The sequence below is a fragment of the bacterium genome (assembly GCA_029210545.1).
In the GTDB taxonomy this organism is placed as follows: Bacteria; BMS3Abin14; BMS3Abin14; order BMS3Abin14; family BMS3Abin14; genus JARGFV01.
Window position 1 is genome coordinate 1 of sequence record JARGFV010000046.1, and the last position, 18,293, is coordinate 18,293.

The 18,293-nt window shown below is 59.2% G+C and carries 18 protein-coding genes, 2 tRNA genes and 1 pseudogene; 11 read left to right on the forward strand and 10 right to left on the reverse strand.

Annotated elements, in window-relative coordinates:
• Positions 1–490 (reverse strand): annotated as a pseudogene (locus P1S46_06580) (ISNCY family transposase).
• A gap of 231 nt (positions 491–721) precedes the next feature.
• Here P1S46_06580 and P1S46_06585 point away from each other — a divergent pair.
• The gene (locus P1S46_06585) at positions 722–934 is read left to right on the forward strand and encodes a hypothetical protein (protein MDF1536156.1); all 213 of its coding nucleotides are present in this window, start codon (positions 722–724) and stop codon (positions 932–934) included.
• Positions 935–1,130: 196 nt separating this feature from the next.
• Complete coding sequence (locus tag P1S46_06590; GenBank protein MDF1536157.1) at positions 1,131–1,577, forward strand: nucleotidyltransferase; 447 nt, start codon at positions 1,131–1,133, stop codon at positions 1,575–1,577.
• Between the two features lie 252 nt (positions 1,578–1,829).
• Here P1S46_06590 and P1S46_06595 read toward each other — a convergent pair.
• The 8 genes from P1S46_06595 to P1S46_06630 all read right to left on the reverse strand — a co-directional run bounded on the left by P1S46_06595 (position 1,830) and on the right by P1S46_06630 (position 9,343).
• Positions 1,830–1,906, reverse strand: a tRNA-Arg gene (locus tag P1S46_06595).
• A gap of 142 nt (positions 1,907–2,048) precedes the next feature.
• Positions 2,049–2,125: transfer RNA gene (locus P1S46_06600), tRNA-Pro, on the reverse strand.
• Between the two features lie 133 nt (positions 2,126–2,258).
• Positions 2,259–2,879 (reverse strand): XTP/dITP diphosphatase, encoded by a 621-nt coding sequence (locus tag P1S46_06605; GenBank protein ID MDF1536158.1) that lies wholly within the window; start codon positions 2,877–2,879, stop codon positions 2,259–2,261.
• A 74-nt stretch (positions 2,880–2,953) separates the two neighbouring features.
• Entirely contained in the window at positions 2,954–3,721 is a 768-nt protein-coding gene (gene rph, locus P1S46_06610) for a ribonuclease PH (protein ID MDF1536159.1), read from the reverse strand.
• 211 nt (positions 3,722–3,932) lie between these two features.
• Positions 3,933–4,739 (reverse strand): glutamate racemase, encoded by an 807-nt coding sequence (gene murI, locus P1S46_06615; protein MDF1536160.1) that lies wholly within the window; start codon positions 4,737–4,739, stop codon positions 3,933–3,935.
• Between the two features lie 272 nt (positions 4,740–5,011).
• A complete protein-coding gene (locus P1S46_06620; GenBank protein MDF1536161.1) occupies positions 5,012–5,587 on the reverse strand; it encodes a GerMN domain-containing protein in 576 nt (191 codons plus the stop codon).
• The gene (locus tag P1S46_06625; protein MDF1536162.1) at positions 5,584–6,852 is read right to left on the reverse strand and encodes an N-acetylmuramoyl-L-alanine amidase; all 1,269 of its coding nucleotides are present in this window, start codon (positions 6,850–6,852) and stop codon (positions 5,584–5,586) included. Before P1S46_06625 ends, P1S46_06620 begins: the two co-directional genes overlap by 4 nt.
• Positions 6,853–6,892: 40 nt before the next feature.
• A complete protein-coding gene (locus P1S46_06630) occupies positions 6,893–9,343 on the reverse strand; it encodes a PBP1A family penicillin-binding protein (protein ID MDF1536163.1) in 2,451 nt (816 codons plus the stop codon).
• A gap of 303 nt (positions 9,344–9,646) precedes the next feature.
• On the opposite strand from P1S46_06630, the gene P1S46_06635 reads away from it, so the two are divergent.
• The 8 genes from P1S46_06635 (at position 9,647) to P1S46_06670 (ending at position 16,085) form a co-directional block, all read left to right on the forward strand.
• Complete coding sequence (locus P1S46_06635; GenBank protein ID MDF1536164.1) at positions 9,647–10,486, forward strand: 50S ribosomal protein L11 methyltransferase; 840 nt, start codon at positions 9,647–9,649, stop codon at positions 10,484–10,486.
• Between the two features lie 403 nt (positions 10,487–10,889).
• Entirely contained in the window at positions 10,890–11,093 is a 204-nt protein-coding gene (locus P1S46_06640; GenBank protein ID MDF1536165.1) for a 4-oxalocrotonate tautomerase family protein, read from the forward strand.
• Between the two features lie 132 nt (positions 11,094–11,225).
• Positions 11,226–11,957 carry an RsmE family RNA methyltransferase gene (locus P1S46_06645; GenBank protein MDF1536166.1) on the forward strand — a complete coding sequence of 244 codons (732 nt, stop codon included), beginning with the start codon at positions 11,226–11,228 and terminating at the stop codon, positions 11,955–11,957.
• Positions 11,958–11,986: 29 nt separating this feature from the next.
• Positions 11,987–12,577 (forward strand): RDD family protein, encoded by a 591-nt coding sequence (locus tag P1S46_06650; protein MDF1536167.1) that lies wholly within the window; start codon positions 11,987–11,989, stop codon positions 12,575–12,577.
• Between the two features lie 16 nt (positions 12,578–12,593).
• Complete coding sequence (locus P1S46_06655; protein ID MDF1536168.1) at positions 12,594–13,316, forward strand: endonuclease III domain-containing protein; 723 nt, start codon at positions 12,594–12,596, stop codon at positions 13,314–13,316.
• A gap of 21 nt (positions 13,317–13,337) precedes the next feature.
• Positions 13,338–14,267: an ATP-binding cassette domain-containing protein gene (locus P1S46_06660; GenBank protein MDF1536169.1), complete on the forward strand. Its 930-nt coding sequence runs from the start codon at positions 13,338–13,340 to the stop codon at positions 14,265–14,267.
• Positions 14,264–15,085, forward strand: a complete 822-nt coding sequence (locus P1S46_06665; GenBank protein MDF1536170.1) for an ABC transporter permease — start codon at positions 14,264–14,266, stop codon at positions 15,083–15,085. The genes P1S46_06660 and P1S46_06665 overlap by 4 nt, the downstream gene beginning before the upstream one ends.
• Before the next feature lie 397 nt (positions 15,086–15,482).
• Positions 15,483–16,085 (forward strand): hypothetical protein, encoded by a 603-nt coding sequence (locus P1S46_06670; protein MDF1536171.1) that lies wholly within the window; start codon positions 15,483–15,485, stop codon positions 16,083–16,085.
• Between the two features lie 309 nt (positions 16,086–16,394).
• On the opposite strand, the gene P1S46_06675 is transcribed toward P1S46_06670, so the two are convergent.
• On the reverse strand, positions 16,395–17,078 hold the full coding sequence (locus P1S46_06675; GenBank protein ID MDF1536172.1) for a SagB/ThcOx family dehydrogenase: 684 nt from the start codon (positions 17,076–17,078) through the stop codon (positions 16,395–16,397).
• A 256-nt stretch (positions 17,079–17,334) separates the two neighbouring features.
• On the opposite strand from P1S46_06675, the gene P1S46_06680 reads away from it, so the two are divergent.
• Complete coding sequence (locus tag P1S46_06680) at positions 17,335–17,829, forward strand: hypothetical protein (protein ID MDF1536173.1); 495 nt, start codon at positions 17,335–17,337, stop codon at positions 17,827–17,829.
• Positions 17,830–18,293 lie beyond the last annotated feature (464 nt).

Here is an 18,293-nt window from a genome sequence, read left to right on the forward strand (position 1 = left end):
CCTCAAGGCGCAGTTCCTTGACCAGGCGATCCTGGAGGGTCTGGTTGGCCCGTTCGACACGTCCTTTGGCCTGTGGGGTATGGGCGTGGATGGCTTCGATGTCCAGAGCATCAAGAGCCCTGCCGAACTGGGTCAAGCCGTTGCCGGAGACGGCTTCTTTGGTGTTGATCCGGAAGATGCTGTGCTTGTCTGAATATAGGCTCACAGGGCGTCCATAACGTTTCAGGCAGGCTCTCACGGCTTCCATGTAGGCCTGAGTGGTCTCAGAGGGCACGAAACGCAGGTAGAGCAGGCTCCCGGTTGCGTCGTCGATGAAAACGATGAGGGTGCAGGATTCAGCCCGCCCTTCGAACCAGTCATGGGGTGAGCCGTCGATCTGGATGAGTTCTCCGAAACGTGAGCGCCGTTCACGCAACTGAAAGGCTTTGGGATATTTGCGTTTTTTGGGTTTCCAGATACCTTCGTTGATCATCTGTTGGCCTCATGCTTTGCCAAATCGGGGAATTAGCTTACAATGCCGCCATTTAAAGCATATAAATGTTTACAACACACCCCTCGACAGGCTTCCATCTTCGTCACGCCTTTGGCGTGACTACGATGGACAAGACGGTGGACAGGCAGCGCGGGCGGCCTGTCTCCAGGGGTTACGATCCCGATCCTGGCCGGGAGGTTTGATGCCGCGAAAAAACTCTCCTGTTGGTCGATGATTCCCTGTTTATGCTTGAGCCTTAAAGCGGACCCCCGAACCAGCAACACTCCTGTCGTCATTGTCGCCGGCCAGAAGAGAAGTCCGGCCATCGACCTGGAAGGCACCATCAGGTGGACGACGACCGTGAAGGGGGAGCAATCCCACGGCGCGGGGGTCCAGTTCCTTAAACCCGGTGACCGGGTAGCGCGGCTGATCAGGCAGTATGTCGAATCCGTCAATATGTAGCTAGACGTTGTCAGCAGAGTATTCTTCTGATAATTTATTGATATGAAAGGGAAAATATCTCACAGCCGTGGTGAGGAGGCCATCGAGGCCAAGGCCCGCTGGTTTCGTTCCCTGTCCCTTACGGAAAGGATGGAGCTTCTGTGTTCTTATACGGACCTTGCCCTCTCCATTAACCCCGATCTGCCTGGACTAAAAGATGATCAACCGCCTGGTCGTAGTCTTCGAATCGTTAGAAAAACATAACGTTCGTTACCTTGTTATTGGGGGAATTGCCGCAGTATTGTACGGTGTCCCTCGGGCTACCTTCGATCTTGACATCCTTATCGATCCCACTGAGAAAAACGTTTCCAACCTGCTTGCGGCATTACTGGATGCCGGATTAGCAACAGCTGGAGATATCTCCGTAAACGAGCTTCTGGAACACGAGATAACCGTGTTTTCCGACAGGGTCAGGATCGACGTTCAGACCCGTACGCCCGGCATTGAGTTCGCGGATTCCTGGGGGCGCCGTAATACTCTCGCTTACCAGGGGCAGTCGTTCGAAGTCGTGTCCAGGGAAGACCTTGTCCTTGCCAAAAAGGCCGCCGGGCGTGAGGTGGATCTTGAGGATGTCAGGATTCTGGAATTACCGGACGAGGAGTAGTATCCTCATCCAGGACTTCCCCTTCGCTAATTACGGACTGGCGTCCCAGCTTCCGACTTCGCTCTTCGAGCTACGACGGACAAGTCGGGGGACAGGCTTCCGCCTACGCTTGCAGCTACGGCGTGACAAGCCCGTCTTCGCTGAAGCTACGCCGTGGCAAGCAGGACTTCTCACCATATCCAGGTTCGAGTCCGCGTCAGAATCAGATACAAAAAAAGAGCCCACCCGACTGGGAAGGCTCTTTTTTTGTATTGGCACGCCCGACAGGACTCGAACCTGTGGCCTGCGGATTAGAAGTCCGCTGCTCTATCCAGCTGAGCTACGGGCGCAAGCGACGGTGCAACCGTCGTAGAGCTATGTGCCAGGTACTAGGTGCTATGGGTAATCGCGTTTTTCCATAGTTCATAGCCCATAGTACATAGTCCACCATTTTTTCGTCCACCAAGCAGGGTCGAATAGTGGACGAAAAAATGGTCGGGGCGAGAGGATTTGAACCTCCGACCCCCTGCTCCCAAAGCAGGTGCGCTACCAGACTGCGCCACGCCCCGAGGCGAAGTACCTTACATAAACATTACCCAAAATCCAAGGAGCAATATCCATACAGTACGGTGAATCGTGAAGGGTGAAACGTGAAACGTAAGGTGTGAAGTGTAAAGAAGCAATAACCCCGATCCGGACCGTTCACTGTTCACTGCTCTTGCGCAGCTTCCTCTCGATCTCCTCCCACATCTTCGCCAGGGCCTCGAGGGCCCGGAACCGGTGGCTTACACGGTTCTTCTCCTCGACGGTCATCTCGGCAAAGGTCCTGTCGGCGGGGATGTAGAAGAACACCGGGTCGTAGCCGAAACCCTTGAGCCCCCTCTTCTGGAAGGTGATGAGGCCGTCCACACGCCCTCCCGCCTCCCAGGTCCGCCCGTCGGGGGCGGCCAGGACCATGACGCAGGCGAAGTGGGCCATGCGCCCGGATTCCGGCACGTGGGCCATGCGCTCCAATAACAGGGCCATGTTGGCCTCGCTGTCACCGTCCTGGCCGGCATAACGGGAGGAGTGGACCCCGGGTTGCCCTCCCAGTGCCTTTACCACCAGGCCCGAATCGTCGGCCAGGGCCGGCATCCCGGCCCAGGCAGCGACAGCCCTGGCCTTTAATGCGGCGTTGCCGGCAAAGGTGCCGGCATCTTCCACCACCAATGGCGGGGCGCCCGGGATATCGGCGAGGGACAGCACCTCGACCGAGTGTTTATCGAGGATAGCTTTGATTTCGGTAACTTTACCGCGATTGTTGGTGGCGAGGACGATTTTCATGGCATTGGTGGTTCGGATTTTTCTGTAAACCGTAAACCGTTAACTGTAAACAAAAGAAATTCCCGGTGAGTTCATTAACGCAACTCACCTAGAATTTCTTTTTGCCACTTCACGATCTCCCTGATCCCCTTGCTTCCCTCGGCGATGAGCCTGATCAGGTCGTCCTGGGTGAAGGTGGTTCCTTCCCCCCCCGCCTGGGCCTCCACCAGCCTCCCGCTGCCCGTCATGACCAGGGTCATGTCCACGTCCGCCTGTGAATCCTCGATGTAGCAGAGATCGAGGAGGGTCTGGCGGTCCACGATACCGATGCTCACCGCGGCGAGATGATCCTCCACGGGGATCTTCCGGAGCCGTTTTTGCTCCTTCATTTTCCTCAGAGCGTCCATCATGGCGATGAAGGCGCCGTTGATCGCCGTCGTCCTGGTGCCCCCGTCGGCCTGGATAACGTCGCAGTCCACGTAGTAGGTCCGCTCGCCCAGGGCGGTGGTGTCGATGACAGCCCTCATGGCCCTTCCGATGAGCCTCTGGATCTCGTAGGTCCGTCCGGTGGTCTTGATCACAGTCTCACGGTTGAGGCGGTTCTGGGTCGAGCGGGGGAGCATGCCGTACTCGGCGGTGATCCATCCATGTCCCGTTCCCCTCAGCCACGGCGGCACCCTTTCCTCCACCGAAACGCTGCAGACCACCCGTGTATTGCCAGCCTCCACGAGGACACTTCCCTCGGCGTGCATCAGGTAGGGCCTGGTGATCTTGATGGGGCGGCTCTGGTCCGGTCTGCGTCCGTCGGGCCTGATCAGATCGCCGAGCTTGAAAGTCAGGTCCTTGTCGTTCTTGTTACCCATTATGTGGCTCTCCGTGTAAATTCCAGAATCCATTTTCCTCTTCGACAAGCTCAGGGCCATGAGCAAGGTCGAAGGGCAGATTCCAAAGGTCATCGATCGGGCGAGGTTTTTCTCCCCCTCGCCCCCTCTCCGTTTCTCCCCCTCGTCACGCCTCTGGCGTGACCTTTCTTTTGTCATTCAGACAAAAGAAAGTGACTGACGGCTAAAGCCGTCAGTCCTCTTCCCCCTCCACAATAGTCACCTGGGTGACGCCGGTGATCTCACGCTCCAGGAACAGGCGCCCCACATCGGCGAACCTGCCTGGTGAATCGGTCACCTCGAACAGGTCCTGCCCCGGGGCGCTGTCGTCCGTGAACCCCTTTTCCTCAAGGTGGCTCTTGACCGCTTGTGCCGTTTCCTGGCCCGAATCGATGAGGGTGATCCCGTTACCCATGACCATGGAGATGACCCGCTTCAGCATGGGATAGTGGGTGCATCCCAGAACAAGGGTGTCAACATCGGCGTCGAGGTGCGGCTCCAGGTACCGGATGGCCACATCCTGGGTGATCGGATCGGTAAACCACCCTTCCTCGACCAGGGGTACGAACAGGGGGCACGGGGTGGCGATCACGCTCACTGCGGGGTCGAGGTCGGCGATGGCTTTCTGGTAGGCGCCGCTGGAGATGGTGCCCCGGGTCCCGAGGACCCCGACCACGCGGCTTCGCGTGGCGTCAACGGCGGCTTTTGCTCCGGGTACCACGACCCCGAAGCAGGGAATTTCAAGAGTGTCCTTGAGGACGTCCATGGCGTATGCCGAGGCGGTATTGCACGCCACGATGACCGCGTCGACCTCCTGGCCTGCCAGGTACCTGGCGATCTGAAGGCTGTATTGAGTCACCGTCCTGGCTGATTTGGTCCCGTAAGGAACCCTGGCCGTGTCTCCGAAATACCGGATATCGGCTCCGGGAAGCGCCCTCCGAACCTCCCGGTACACGGTGAGGCCGCCTATACCGCTGTCGAAGATGCCGAGCTTTATCACGGGTAAGCCTCCAAGACACGGGGACACGGGGACACGGGGACACGGGGTAGAGCCAATATTACGACACTGGGATACTGGGACACGGGGACGCGGGGTGGAGTCATTTGCGAAATTCCTGTACACAGAGATACGAAGGCATGGTCCAGGATTGCATGATAAATAATTTGCAGCACTTACAAAGCGTTGCGTATGTATTGGGTAAGATTGTCAGGTTCTTTCTCCGTGTCTCCGCGGCACCGCGTCTCCCCTTCATGATTCGTCCGCCGGACGAATTATTCCCACTCCCCCGACAGCAGCTGCACCCTGCCGGGGAGAGGGCCGCTGATGTCCACGTGGCCGGCGAGGGTTTCCCTCTCCCTTCCGTCAACGATGATCTGCACCTGATCGACCTCAGTGAAGTTCTCGGTGATCGTGTTGACGATGGAGTAAACGGTGAGGACCTCGGTCCAGGCGCCTCCGGGGTGCTCGTCCACGATGCTGGCTCCCAGGTCCACCCACACGGTGGCATCCTGAAAGTACACGGCCTTGACCTGTGTGGTTTCCGGCAGGGTTCGGACACGGTCCTCACCGACGGGCCCCTTCACCAGTTCCTCGATCACGGCCCGCAACAACCCCTGCCGGCCCGTTCCGGCAACCTCCCGGCGCTCCAGCGCCAGTCTCCTGCCGGAACTGTCGGCGAAATACAGGTCCACCTCCCGGGTCATGGAAGTGTCGGAAGAAGGCTCCTCGGACCCGGACAGGCTGATCTCCCCTGCCCCTCCCCCTCCCTGTACGGAAAGACGGAGGTAAGCGTAGAGGCCACCGATCACCACCACGAGAAGCGCAGCGACGATAAAGCCCTTTCTCATTTCCCTGTCCTCTTGATCTCACCGCGCAGAAGGCCCCGGTGGTAGCTTTCCACGGCGCGGTAAAGAGCACGGGCGATCTGCTCCTGGTGCGAGTCCCGGTTGAGCCTGACCTCCTGTTCGGGGTTGGATATGTAGCCGATCTCCACGAGGGAAGCAGGCATCCGGGCACCCATGAGCACGGCCAGGGGAGCTTTCCGCACCCCTCTATCCTTGCCCTTGAGGTTGCTCACTAGGCTTTTTTGAACCATGGAGGCAAGGACGCTGCTCTCCTGGAGGTAAGCGGTCTGGGCCAGATCCCAGAGGATCGCTTCGAGCAGCGCCTTGTCGTTCTCATCCCCCTTGATTCCAAGGGCCTTGTTCTCCATCTCCGCGTATTTCCTGGCGTCCCGGTCCGTGGAGTTGAGGTTCAGGTAGTACGTCTCGAAGCCGTCGATGTCCCTTCGAAAGGTGGCGTTGGCGTGAATGCTCAGGAACAGGTTGGCCCCGTTGTTGTTGGCGATGGCCGTGCGCTCCTTGAGCCCAACGTAATAGTCGGCAGTACGGGTCAACACCACCTTGATCCCCAGGCCCTCCTCTATCAGGTTCTTCAGCTTTTCGGCCACGCTGAGAACCAGTTCCTTTTCCAGCGTACCGGTGCTGCCCTGGGCGCCGATGCTCCTGCCGCCATGCCCCGGGTCCAGGACAACCACCGAAAGGCCTCTGGGTTCCTGCAGGGCTGCCTCCTCCGGGATGTACTGGTCCCTCCGGATAAAAGACGCGACGCGTTCCAGGCTGCCGGGCGGCCTTCCCTCGAACCTGCCCGATCCCTTTTCCCCCAACTCCAGGGTGGAGCCTGTCGCGTTGAGAGACACCGATCTCCCGGTGAGCGCCGGCAGGGCCCGTGTCAGGAAATCCGTCGGCAGTGCCAGACGACCGTTGACGGAATGCAGGGGACCGGACATGACAGCGAAAAGACCACGGGAGAGGATGAGTGGTGAGTCGATGAGCAGCCTGCACGAGCCGTTCTCCCCGACAAGGTCGAGCCGGTCACCGATGATCTCCATGCTGGATCTCAGGTCGAAGGTTTCCAGCAGGGAAGCAAGGTCGACCATGCCGGAGCGAAGGAGCAGGGATGCGCCCTTGTTTACGCTTCCGGCGTACCGGACGGTGATGGCGGAAGCGGTGTCAGCCCGGGCGGCGTCCCGAAAAAGAAGGCAGCCGGCAACCACGGTAAGAACCAGAATGGCAAGAATTTTTCCCGTTAAAGGGTTGGTCTTGAATCTCATCTTTTTTTCAACCTGGCAGGGATTTTTAACCGCATAGCGGTTAAAAATCCCTTGGCAGCAGCCCCGGGACATCGGACTGCGGTACGTAGCCGGGAGTGTAGGTCCTGCCGCCGTACTGTCCTCCGGCGCGGCCGGGGGTCCTCGCGTACTCCCGTGGGGCTGTCCCGATCTTGAAAGCTTCGTAGAGGAACCTGTCAGCGCCTGAGCCGGCGAGAAGGCCCGAGTCGGGATCCACCTTCACCATCTCGATACCGGGCGGCGGGGGCGGGAAGGGCAGGACAGGCTGTCCTTCCATGGCCCGGGTCATGAAATCGACCCAGATGGGAGCGGCGGCTCTGGACCCTGTCTCGTTCTTGCCGAGGGTGGCTTCCTCGTCGAAACCGACCCAGGTCCCAGCCACGATCTTCGGGGTGAACCCGATGAACCAGGCGTCGATCATGTCGTTGCTCGTTCCTGTCTTTCCGCCCGAGGGGTGACCCAGTGCCCGGGCCCGCCAGCCGGTACCTGACTGGACGACCCCCCTGAGAAGGTTCTGCATGACGAAGGCGGTATCCTCGGAGAGGGACCGGATCATCTCGGCTCCCCCCTGCTCGAGGAGGTTGCCGTCCCTGTCCTGCACCTTCATGATGAACCAGGGTGAAGCTCGAAGGCCCAGATTGGCAAAGACGGTGTAAGCGGTGGTCAGGCCCAGGGGGGTCAGTCCCATGGAGCCCAGGGAGATGGAGAGGTCCTCAGGGAGTTCCTGCTGAAAACCGAACCGCTTGGCGTACTGGATCACCGTCTGGATCCCCAGCTTTTGAACCAGCTTTATGGTGATGACGTTTCTCGATTTGACGAGACCTGTCCTCAGTGTTGTGGGCCCGTAGAACATCTCGGAGTAGTTGGCAGGCTTCCACTTGAGTTCCTGGGAGGGATCATCGTAGATGATGGGGGAGTCGACGATGATGGAGGAAGGGGTGAACCCGTTGTCCATGGCAGCGCTGTATACGATGGGCTTGAAGGCGGAACCGGGCTGCCGAATTGCCTGTGTTGCCCGGTTGAACTCACTGCGGTTAAAGTCGTAACCACCGATCATTGCCAGGACCTGCCCCGTGGGTGCGTCTATGCAGACCAGGGCCGATTCGGCCAGGGGCTCCTGCTCGAGGGCGAACAGCAGGCGCTTTTCCGGATCCTTGCTCCCGAGGTAACGCACAGCGATGAGCGAGCTGGTGCTTAAGACCTCGTCGGCCCTTTTCACGACGACCTCGGTGTCGTCCACCGAAGTGTCGAAGGGTCTCGCCCACTTCATCTGTGAAAGGGGAAGGTAGCCGGCAACGCCGCCAAGGTCCAGGTCCGCTCCATCCTTGTCCACTCTCAGGACCATGGCCTTTAAGATCTGGCCTTTTTCCCACGGCAGTTGGGCGGTCACTCCGGGAACGGTCTCGGCCAGTCCGTTCCCGGCCCTGATGTTCTCGATGGCCTGGGGCATGTCATCCGACGCCACTGACTGGATGGGGCCGCGATAGCCCTGGCGCTTGTCCAGTTCCTCTATACCTTTACGGACCGCGTCCTGGGCGAACTTCTGCAGGCGGCTGTCCATGGTTGTGTAGACTTTCATGCCGCCACGGTAAAGGGCGTCCTCACCGTAGGTGTCGTAAAGGTGCCGCCGGACCTCCTCGGCGAAATAGGCGGCCGGGTCCATCGCGTCACGCACTGACGGATCAAGGCCGAGGGGCAGGGCCGCCGCTTCCCGTTTCTCGGCTTCGGTGATGAACCCTTCTTCCGCCATACGCTCCAGGACCAGGTTGCGCCGGTCCCTGGCACGATCGGGGTTCCTCGTCGGATCGTAGGCGCTGGGCGCCTTGGGAAGTCCCGCGAGCATGGCGATCTCCGGTGTGGAGAGCTCCCAGACATGCTTCTGGAAGTAGTTCAGGGCCGCCGTCTCGATGCCGTAGCTTCCGTTCCCGAAGTAGCTCTGGTTCAGGTAGATAGCCAGGATCTCGTCCTTGGTAAACTCCTTGTCGATCAGGCGGGCGAGGATGGCCTCCTTGAACTTCCTGGAATATGTCCTCTCGTTGGAAAGGAGCAGGGATTTGGCGACCTGCTGTGTGATCGTGCTGCCCCCCTGGACGACCCGTCGGGCCTCCAGATTCTTGACGAAGGCGCGGAAAATCCCCAGGTAGTCGATCCCCTTGTGCTCGTAATAATTGGAATCCTCGATGGCCAGGATGGCGTTGATCACCTGTCTTGGCACCTGGTCGATGGAGACGAGTTCCCTGTTCTCGGTAAAGAACCTGGCAACCTCGTTGCCGTCACGGTCGTACATGATCGTGGGCAGGGATGGACGGTAATCGTCGATGCCCTTGAGTTTGGGCAGGTTGAGGCTGAAATAGAAATAGGCGCCTGTCGCCAGGGCCGTTCCTGCCGCCATGAGAAGGAGCAGGAACTTGGCGGCTGTCTTGGCCCTTTGTTTCCGGCGCTGCCTGCCGGTTGGGATATGGCGGATTTTCAATGGTTTCACCTCGCCAGAAATGGTTTCACTTCCGCGGCGTTACACCGGGGCCGGAATAAAGCAGATTACGTTCCACCGGCATTTGTGTCAAGGAACCCGAAATCCGACAGGAACCCGAAATCAGGAACCCGAAATCCGCCGCTGGTTGGATCAGCGGCGGATTTCGGGTAGTTTACGGTTCACGGAAAGTGCATTTTGCGGCAACCTTCGCTTTTACTGTCAACCGTTAACCGTAAACCGTAAACTGCGCTTGTCTTGTGTTATTATTCCCCCATGCAACAGCGGATCTGGAAAAAAGTCACCATGAGGGTGCCGCAGGACCTGGTCGATCCCCTGGCGGATTTTCTCGCGTTATTGACAGGCAGGGGGGTGTGTATCCGGGAGGAGGGTGATGCGGTCGCCGTCGATGCCTATCTGGATCCGGAAAACAGCGAGGATCATATCCTGCGCATCCATTCCTGGATCGACGACCTCGCGAACGCGGGGGAGATCCCGCCCGACACCGTGCCGGGTCTCGTTGATGTGCCCGAAGAGGACTGGATGTCGGTGTTCAGGGCACAGCACAAAACGGTGCGCATATCTGACCGCCTGGTGGTGCGGCCCACGTGGTGTGAGCCGGTGGATGGAGCCCAGATCGTCCTGGATCCCGGCCTGGCTTTCGGCACAGGAAGCCACGGGACCACGAAAATGTGCCTGGTGCTGCTGGACGAGGCGACAGGAAGGAGATTGCCCCTTCGGATGTTCGACCTGGGAACCGGTTCCGGTGTCCTGGCTATCGCCGGCGCCTTCCTGGGGGTGGGGGAGGTCTGCGCCTCCGATATCGATCCGGTAGCCGTCGAGGTTGCCATCGCCAACGCCGAAGCCAACGGGGTCAGCGATCGGACGCGGGTCGTGGAGGGTGGCGTGGAAGCGGCCGAAGGCGTCTACGGGGTCGTCACCGCCAACCTCTCGGCTTCCCTGCTCAAAAGACTGAGCCCCGCGATCAGCCAGACACTGGAGCCGTCAGGAAAGCTGATCATATCGGGGTTCATGAAAAACGAGAAGGATCAGGTCCTCGAGGCTTTTTCACGGTGCGGTCTGGAGCCGATGAAAGTATTGGAGGAGGATGTGTGGTGTGCGGCGGCCCTGAGCAGCACGAATTGATTCAAAATTCGGATCTTCCGGGAAATGAGTACCTATCGTTCGAGGTAGAGTGCCAACAGGATATGACGAAGAATGGCCAAACTCAAGGTTACAGAGGGCAATTCCGGTAACTGCGACAAAGGCCAGCTAACCACAGCGCGGCCGGCTGAAGGCCGCTCAACCCTTCGACGCGCTTCGCCCTTCGACCAGGCTCAGGGCCTGCGGCTTGCTCAGGGCAGGCAGGGTTTCACAGGGTTGAGAAACGTCAAGAAAGGGTTTTAATATCCTTTCCCGGATTAAATGCCTTACCCCGTGTTACCCTGTGTACCCTGTGGTTAACAGCTTTTAAATGATCCGGCGTGATACCACCAAGGTACGCATTTTCCAGATGAACCATTTGAATTTCCCCCCGGAGGGAGTCCCCTTGCCTTACGTCAATATCAGGATCACCAGAGAAGGAGCCACTGTCCAACAGAAGGCCCAACTCATCGAGGGCGTCACCAGGCTGCTGGCGGATGTTCTCGGCAAGAACCCCGCCACGACCGTGGTCGTCATCGACGAGGTGGACACGGACAACTGGGGCATCGGCGGGGAGACCGTCACGGAAAGGAGGAAGACCGGTGAATAGTGAATAGTGAATGGTGAACAGTGTTTCGTTTCGCCGTTCACGGTCCACGTTTTACGGTTCACGTTTCACGAATCAGATTTTGATATGGAGGAGTTTTCTTTGAACCTTGGACTTTGGACTTTGGACTGATTTATGTCTCTGCCTACCTTCTACATCAATCCATCCGGAATCGCCGAAGGTTCCGCGATCCTGGATGGCGACGAACTTCGCCACGCGAGAACGACCCTCAGGCTGAAACCCGACGATAAAGCCAGGATTGTGGACGGCGAGGGGACCCTCTACGAGGCCCGCTTCAGGACCATGGGAAAGGATGAGGCCGTCCTGGATATCGTCTCTTCAACAAAGGAGCCCGCGCCTGCCTTCTCCCTGACGGTGGCCATGGGTGTTGTCCAGGGTGACCGGTTCGACTGGGCCCTTCAGAAAGGGACGGAACTGGGAGTCACCCGGTTCATCCCCCTCCTCACCGAGCGGACCGATATCAGGCCCGGTGCGCAGTGGAAAAGGCTCCCAAGGCTGAAGAGGGTGATCGCGTCCGCCTGCAAGCAGTGCGGCCGCGCACAATTTCCGTCCATCACTGAACCGACGGCTATCGAGAACCTTGGTGTCAGCTACTACGACCGGGCGGTCCTTTTCTGGGAAGAGGAAGGCCGGTCCCTTGCCCTTGACGCGTCCGATGTTAAACGTCCAGGATCGTGCCTCATGATCATCGGGCCGGTAGGGGGGCTGACTGCCTCGGAAGCGGAGATGTTGAAAGGGAAGGGAGCGATCGCCGCCGGGCTCGGGCCGAGGGTCCTGCGCACCGAGACGGCCGTGACCGCCGGGGTGACCCTGCTGCAGTATCTGTGGGGGGATCTTGGATCTTGAATCTTGAATTTGGAACAGGAGTCAATATCATGGCAACGAGTACCTGTCCTTCCTGCGGCGCGCCCGATGACGGCGCTAATGTCTGTGCAACCTGCCTGCAGCCCTTCGACCGTTCAGTCCGGCCGGACTCACCGCAGGCGGCAAGCCCGCGGCAGGAAGGGGCAGGGCAGTCGGAAACCGGTGATGCCCCGGTCCAGACACCCGATCCACCCGTTTTACAGCCAGCAGGTTTTTTCCGCCGGTTTTTTGCCTTCGCGCTGGACTGGATCGTCCTCAGCATCCTGGCCGATATCGTCCGGTTCGCCTACAGGTTCGGCGGAGACTCCCGGAGCGACATGGTGAGCATGGATGCCGCCATGGGCCTTTCAGCGATCCTGTTCTTCCTTTATTTCACGCTCTTCACTGCCGGGGGCGGGCAGACCCTCGGCAAGATGGTGATGGGGGTCAGGGTGGTCCGCATGGACGGGAAAGATCTGTCCTACGGCATGGCCTTCCTGAGGGCCTTCGGGTATATCATCAGCTCCTTCTTCTTCTGCCTGGGTTTCCTGTGGGCCATCTGGGACCGGAGAAAACAGGCCTGGCACGACAAGATCGCGGGAACGATCGTAATTAAGACCTGAGATTAAACATTCCCCAATGACAAATAACTCTATCCTGACACATATTTTTACCCGACTCCTGACCACGTACGGACATCAGGACTGGTGGCCCGCCGATACCCCTTTCGAAATGATGGCAGGCGCCATCCTGACCCAGAACACATCCTGGGCCGGCGTCGAAAAGGCCGTCGCAGGCCTCAAGGAGTCCTGCGACATGACTCCGAAAGCTTTTCTCTCACTGACGAGAGAAAAGCTGGAGGAGATCATCCGCCCGAGCGGTTATTTCCGTCAAAAGGCTGAAAGACTTCAAAATCTCTGTCTGTTCCTCATCCGGGAATACAGGGGGGACCTGGATTTTTTGCAGGCCGCCGATACCCGGAAACTGCGGCTGCAGTTTCTCGATCTGAAAGGCATCGGCCCGGAGACGGCCGACTCGATCCTGCTTTACGCCCTGGAAAGGCCTGTGTTCGTCGTGGATGCGTACACTCTGAGGCTTTTCGCCCGGCTGGGGCTTTGCGGTGAGAAGGCGAAGTACCATGAGGTCCAGGCCCTGTTCATGGACAACCTCGAGCCCGACCCAGCCCTTTTCAACGAGTACCACGCGCTGATCGTTACTCATTGCAAGCGCATCTGTTCAAAACGGGCGCCACTGTGTGGGGAGTGCAGCCTGAATACGGTTTGCGCTTTTGATCTCAAATCGCAGCCCTCAAATCTCAGAAACGATCTTGACCTGCAAAACCGAAAAGTACACTTACGATGAGATATGAGATATGAGAAATATATGTCCATCGTCTTATCCGCGACAGACCTGACCAAGCGCTTCGGCTCCTTCACCGCTGTGGACGGGATATCGTTCGCCGTGGAAAGGGGGCAGTGCTTCGGGTTCCTGGGGCCCAACGGCGCCGGGAAGACCACCACCATGCGCATGGTCACGAACCACCTGCCTGTATCGGAAGGGTCCCTTTCGGTCCTGGGAATGGAGGTGATGGCCAACGCCCGCAAGGTCAAGGCGCGCATAGGGGTGGTCCCCCAGGACAACAATCTGGATACAGATCTGAAGGTCCTCGACAACCTCCTGGTGTATTCCCGTTACCACGGGATCCCCATGAAAGAGGCCCGCCGGAGAGCCCTCGAGCTCCTGGACTTTTTCATGCTCGGCGAGCACGCCCAAAGCCCCATCGAGCAGCTGTCCGGGGGGATGCAGCGGCGGCTTCTCATCGTCCGCGGCCTTATCAACGAGCCGGAGCTCCTCATCCTGGACGAGCCGACCACCGGCCTGGACCCCCAGGCCCGCCACCTCATCTGGCAGAAGCTGAGAACCCTCCAGGCCCAGGGTGTGACGCTGCTCCTCACCACCCACTACATGGACGAGGCCCAGCAGCTGTGCGACCGCCTGGTGATCATCGACCACGGCAAGATCCTCGTGGAAGGGTCCCCGTCCGTACTCATCGCCGAGCACGCGGGCAAAGAGGTCGTGGAAGTCCGCCTGATGGCGGGAGAGACCAGAGAGAAGTGCCTTGACGCTATCGGCGGAGTCGTGCCTGAGGGCGCCGTGGTGGAGTGCTCGGCGGACACGGTCTACATCTACTCGGCAGGCGCTGCCGGGATCCTGGCGCGGCTCACCATAGGCGCTGACCGGACTGTCCTTCACAGGAAGGCCAGCCTTGAGGATGTTTTCCTTCGGATGACGGGAAGGGAGCTGCGGGAATGAGGGAGTTCGCCGGGCCGAGGCAGCCCGTGATGGCCAGGAAGGGCGGCCGCCTCCTGCCCGATCTGACATGGAGAGTGGTGACCGTCTGGTACCGCGACGCGAAAGTGTGGTCCACCTTCTACAAGGCCAGCCTCATCGGAAACCTGGGTGAGCCGCTCCTTTACCTCGTGGCCATGGGGTGGGGACTGGGCCGCATGGTCGGGACGGTGGACGGCGTTCCGTATATCCAGTTTCTTGCTCCGGGGCTGGTGTGTTCCGCCGCCATGTACTCAGCCACTTTCGAGTGCACCTTCGGGGCGTTCACCCGGATGACCCGCCAGAAGACCTACGACGCCATCATGGCTACCCCGGTGGCGTTAGACGAGATCGTGGCCGGGGAGGTTCTCTGGGGGGCGACCAAGGGGTTTCTGTCCGGCGGGTCCATGCTCCTGGTCATGGCCCTGTTCGGGCTCGTCCACAGTCCGTGGGCTGTGCTGGCCCTTGGCCTGTCTTTCCTCATTGGTCTGCTCTTCGCGGCCTTGTCCATGATCGTCACGGCGAAGTCCCCCTCCTACGACTTCTTCTCCTACTACTTCACCCTGGCCATCGCCCCCATGTTCCTGTTCTCGGGCATCTTCTTCCCCATCGGGAACCTGCCCCACTGGGCGCGGACAGTGTCGTGGTTCCTTCCCTTAAGCCACGGCGTTGACGCCAGCCGTTCCCTTTTCTCCGGCCGGGTGGGATGGGAGCTTACGGGCGAACTCGCCTGGCTGGCGGTTTTTTCCCTGGTTGCCTTCTCTTTCGCCGTCCGGGGGGTCAGAAAGAGATTAGTGCAGTAAGAGCGGCCTCACGCAGCTTGTCCCGCCATAGCTTCCAGAGCAAGGAGTCTGTCGGACTAACCGTTTCAGACTCCTGCCTGAAGTTTTTCGAAAGGCAATTCAGCGAAAAACGGGAAAACATATGGCATATTTGGTAGATAGCCATCACATTTCACCTGCTAAATGCCAATTATTTCAGGAAAACATCCAAAATAAGGGGCATTTCGAAAAACTTACAGCAGCGTGTCAAGAGGTTTTCCGACACGCTGCCAGTTCTGGTTTTTGCCAGACCCAAGACCCTGTTCATTCTCCAGCCACCAGACACCATGTTTTCCCCTGTGAAACCCTGTGCTTGCCAGCCGTAGCTTCATGCGAAGGTTGGTGCCCTGTGGTGGATTAATCAGTTCCCGGTATTGAGTTGTTTGCCTTCCTCCTCCTTTCTCCGCCTGCCCTGAGCCTGGCGAAGGGTGACTCCGTGGTGAATGTCCTTGCCCTGCTCGCTTCGTTCGTTATTATCCGTTACACTATATCCAGGAGCCTGATGGGGTTTTCCGACATGCTCCTGGATCAGGAGACTGTTCCCGCCGCGAGGAGGTTAGATATGCCCAGGTTTTTCCTGCCGGTTGTCCTTCTGCCACTGGTCCTGATGGCAGGCGCGTGCTGCACGGCGCCGGAGGTTTCCGTCCAGGAACCCCTTGCGGATACCCTGCCCATGGACCCTTCCGCCGCCGAACCGCCGGTGGTGTTCGAGATGCCTGAACTCGTGTGCGTGGCCGAGGCCGAGGGGATCGCCTTTGTGCCGGACCTGCCCATCGACGTGCTTTATTTCCGGGACGTCTGGTTCTGGAAGATCCGCGGCACGTGGTACTGGAGCAAAACTTACATGGGGATGCTCTACGAGCTTTCCATAGATCAGGTCCCGAAGGACCTGCGGAAGTTCGGGGACACCTACCGCGCCGAACTTCCCGACTGCCGGGAGTTCACCTACGAGGACTGGCACAGGCGTGTCAGACAACGCTGACACGCCTGGAATGCAGAGTGCAGAGTGCAGAGGAAAACCTCGACTGCGGTTTCCACCTTCTGTCATTCCGGGCAGAACGCAACGCCAGCCTGGAATTCAGCCATGCTTGTCATCGCGAATTGAACCCGGATGAAGCGATCCCGGGTTCCTGGATTGCTTCGCTTGGCATCGGCTCGCAATGACAGGCGCAGTGAGCTAGACACCAGACACTGTTGGACGATCTACCTCGGGCTCAAACTCTACACTCTGCACTCTACACTTTGACAGGGTCGCAAAAAGTCCATCAACTTTGCACTCGGATACAGCCCTTCAGGCGCTGTATCCGAGTGGCATGACAAGCAGTGGCGTGCTTCCTTCCCCGGCACCGGTCAACCGCCGGACATCCTCGTCTTCGAACGCCCCCACGATACCCGCGGCAAGCCCCAGGGACACAGCCATGAGAAACACGTTCTGGGCTGCGCACCCTGCCTCGATGTCGGCGTAACGAACGCCGCGCCTCCCGTACTTGACGGTCGTCCGTTCGTAGACCGCCGAGATCACGAGGGAGACCGGCGCCTGTGCGACCCACATCTGGGAGAGACAGGCCCGGGCGAGTTGTGCCCTCGAGTCCTGCCCTCCTGTCTTCTCCGGTTTACCGGTCCCGGGGACGAACCTGTAAATGCCGGCGCTTAGATCCAGTACGGTTTTCTCCCCGGTGAAGGCGTATACCTCAAGCGGGTAAAGGGCGCCCGCCGAAGGGACGGTCCTGTGACCCCTCCCGGCGTCGGTGACGCCCTGCGCCGCCCACAGGATGGCCCTGAACTGATCCGGTTCGATGGGAGTGAACAGGTACTGTCTCACGGTGCGCCTGTCGGCCATGACCTTTTTTATGTTCATTTCCGGCGCCTCACGGGGTTCGTCGGGTTCCCCTGGTGGGAACCCGGCGAGTTCCAGCAGGTCGATCGCAAGAAGGGAGGCCAGCCCCCCCTCCAGGAACCTTCTACGGGTGATCATGCCGCACCCCCTGCAGAAAAATATCCTCCCCGCAGGCACGCGTGGGATTTTTCTGTCCGGGTCACCACGGTCACCGTGGTGACCTGTTCCTGATAACTTCGCTAAAAGCCCGGCATTCCTGAAAACAGGGTATCATCCAGAAGTATAGCAGCCTGAAAGGAAGGAGCACCCTGCTGAGTGATGGCTGACAGCTGACCGCGGGCAGACTGGTGCTTAAAAAGCCGGATCGCCGGTTTCCATCCGGTCCTGATTTGCCATGCCGGCAACAACCAGCGGCCAGGAGCCTGTCGTAGAACCTGGCGCAGGCTCCCGGGTGGAACCGTGCCTTTTCCAGCCCCGGGCCCTTCCCGTGCACGGAGACTACCGCAGCCGGTACCGCCTGGAGTATAACAAGGTCCCCTTCGGCCACTGGCGCCAGAGGTACAGCGAGTCTCCGCCGACATCCGGCCGCAAGGACCCCCCCTACCTGTACAAGACCCCCCGGTCGGGCGTTTACGCCTACCCCGGAACCCAGGAGGAGATCTACTTCTACAAGGACCGCTGGTACAGCAGGTTCAAGGGTGTCTGGTACTGGTCGTGGAGCTACAACGGACCCTGGGCTTACACCGATGTGGACCGCGTTCCGGGAAAGATGAGGGACATGCCACGCCAGAAGTACGAAAAGGATGACGACAGGTTCAAGAAGGTGCCCTGGAAAAGGCAGGACCACGGGAGAGGTGGAAAGTGGAAAGGGGAGGATAACGATTACTAAGACCAAAACCTGGACCGGGAGCGACATGCCTGTCCCAGCCTTGGCGCAAATCGCGAAGAATAAATAAACTGTCCTTGCTTGGCGTTACCCGTTTCGGTCTGTTTCCCGGGACTTTTTTAGACCCGAAATCCGGGTGGGTCTAAACCGAACACGGATTTCGGGTTCTTGACACCGTTCGCCATTTGTCATAGATAGGAAAGGCTTATCAAGCCGAGGTAGCTTCCCGCCGATGGCGGGACTAGAGTCCCGCTGGTAGCGTGATCCGCATCGGTAGCCCTGGTTTGGAAAAACAAAATGCCGAGGTAGCTCAGTCGGTAGAGTCCCGCCGATGGCGGGATCTTCGACGGGTTCCCTCTGCCCTACCTCCTTCGCTGATGTAGGGGTAGGAAAACAAAATGCCGAGGTAGCTCAGTCGGTAGAGTCCCGCCGATGGCGGGATCTTCGACGGGTTCCCTCTGCCCTAC

Coding starts and splice junctions, on each gene's coding strand:
- P1S46_06590 (MDF1536157.1), top strand. CDS start 1,131: ATGATCAACCGCCTGGTCGTAGTCTTCGAATCGTTAGAAAAACATAAC.
- P1S46_06605 (MDF1536158.1), bottom strand. CDS start 2,879: ATGAAAATCGTCCTCGCCACCAACAATCGCGGTAAAGTTACCGAAATC.
- rph (MDF1536159.1), bottom strand. CDS start 3,721: ATGGGTAACAAGAACGACAAGGACCTGACTTTCAAGCTCGGCGATCTG.
- P1S46_06620 (MDF1536161.1), bottom strand. CDS start 5,587: ATGAGAAAGGGCTTTATCGTCGCTGCGCTTCTCGTGGTGGTGATCGGT.
- P1S46_06625 (MDF1536162.1), bottom strand. CDS start 6,852: ATGAGATTCAAGACCAACCCTTTAACGGGAAAAATTCTTGCCATTCTG.
- P1S46_06635 (MDF1536164.1), top strand. CDS start 9,647: ATGAGGGTGCCGCAGGACCTGGTCGATCCCCTGGCGGATTTTCTCGCG.
- P1S46_06645 (MDF1536166.1), top strand. CDS start 11,226: ATGTCTCTGCCTACCTTCTACATCAATCCATCCGGAATCGCCGAAGGT.
- P1S46_06650 (MDF1536167.1), top strand. CDS start 11,987: ATGGCAACGAGTACCTGTCCTTCCTGCGGCGCGCCCGATGACGGCGCT.
- P1S46_06655 (MDF1536168.1), top strand. CDS start 12,594: ATGACAAATAACTCTATCCTGACACATATTTTTACCCGACTCCTGACC.
- P1S46_06660 (MDF1536169.1), top strand. CDS start 13,338: ATGTCCATCGTCTTATCCGCGACAGACCTGACCAAGCGCTTCGGCTCC.
- P1S46_06665 (MDF1536170.1), top strand. CDS start 14,264: ATGAGGGAGTTCGCCGGGCCGAGGCAGCCCGTGATGGCCAGGAAGGGC.
- P1S46_06675 (MDF1536172.1), bottom strand. CDS start 17,078: ATGATCACCCGTAGAAGGTTCCTGGAGGGGGGGCTGGCCTCCCTTCTT.
- P1S46_06680 (MDF1536173.1), top strand. CDS start 17,335: ATGCCGGCAACAACCAGCGGCCAGGAGCCTGTCGTAGAACCTGGCGCA.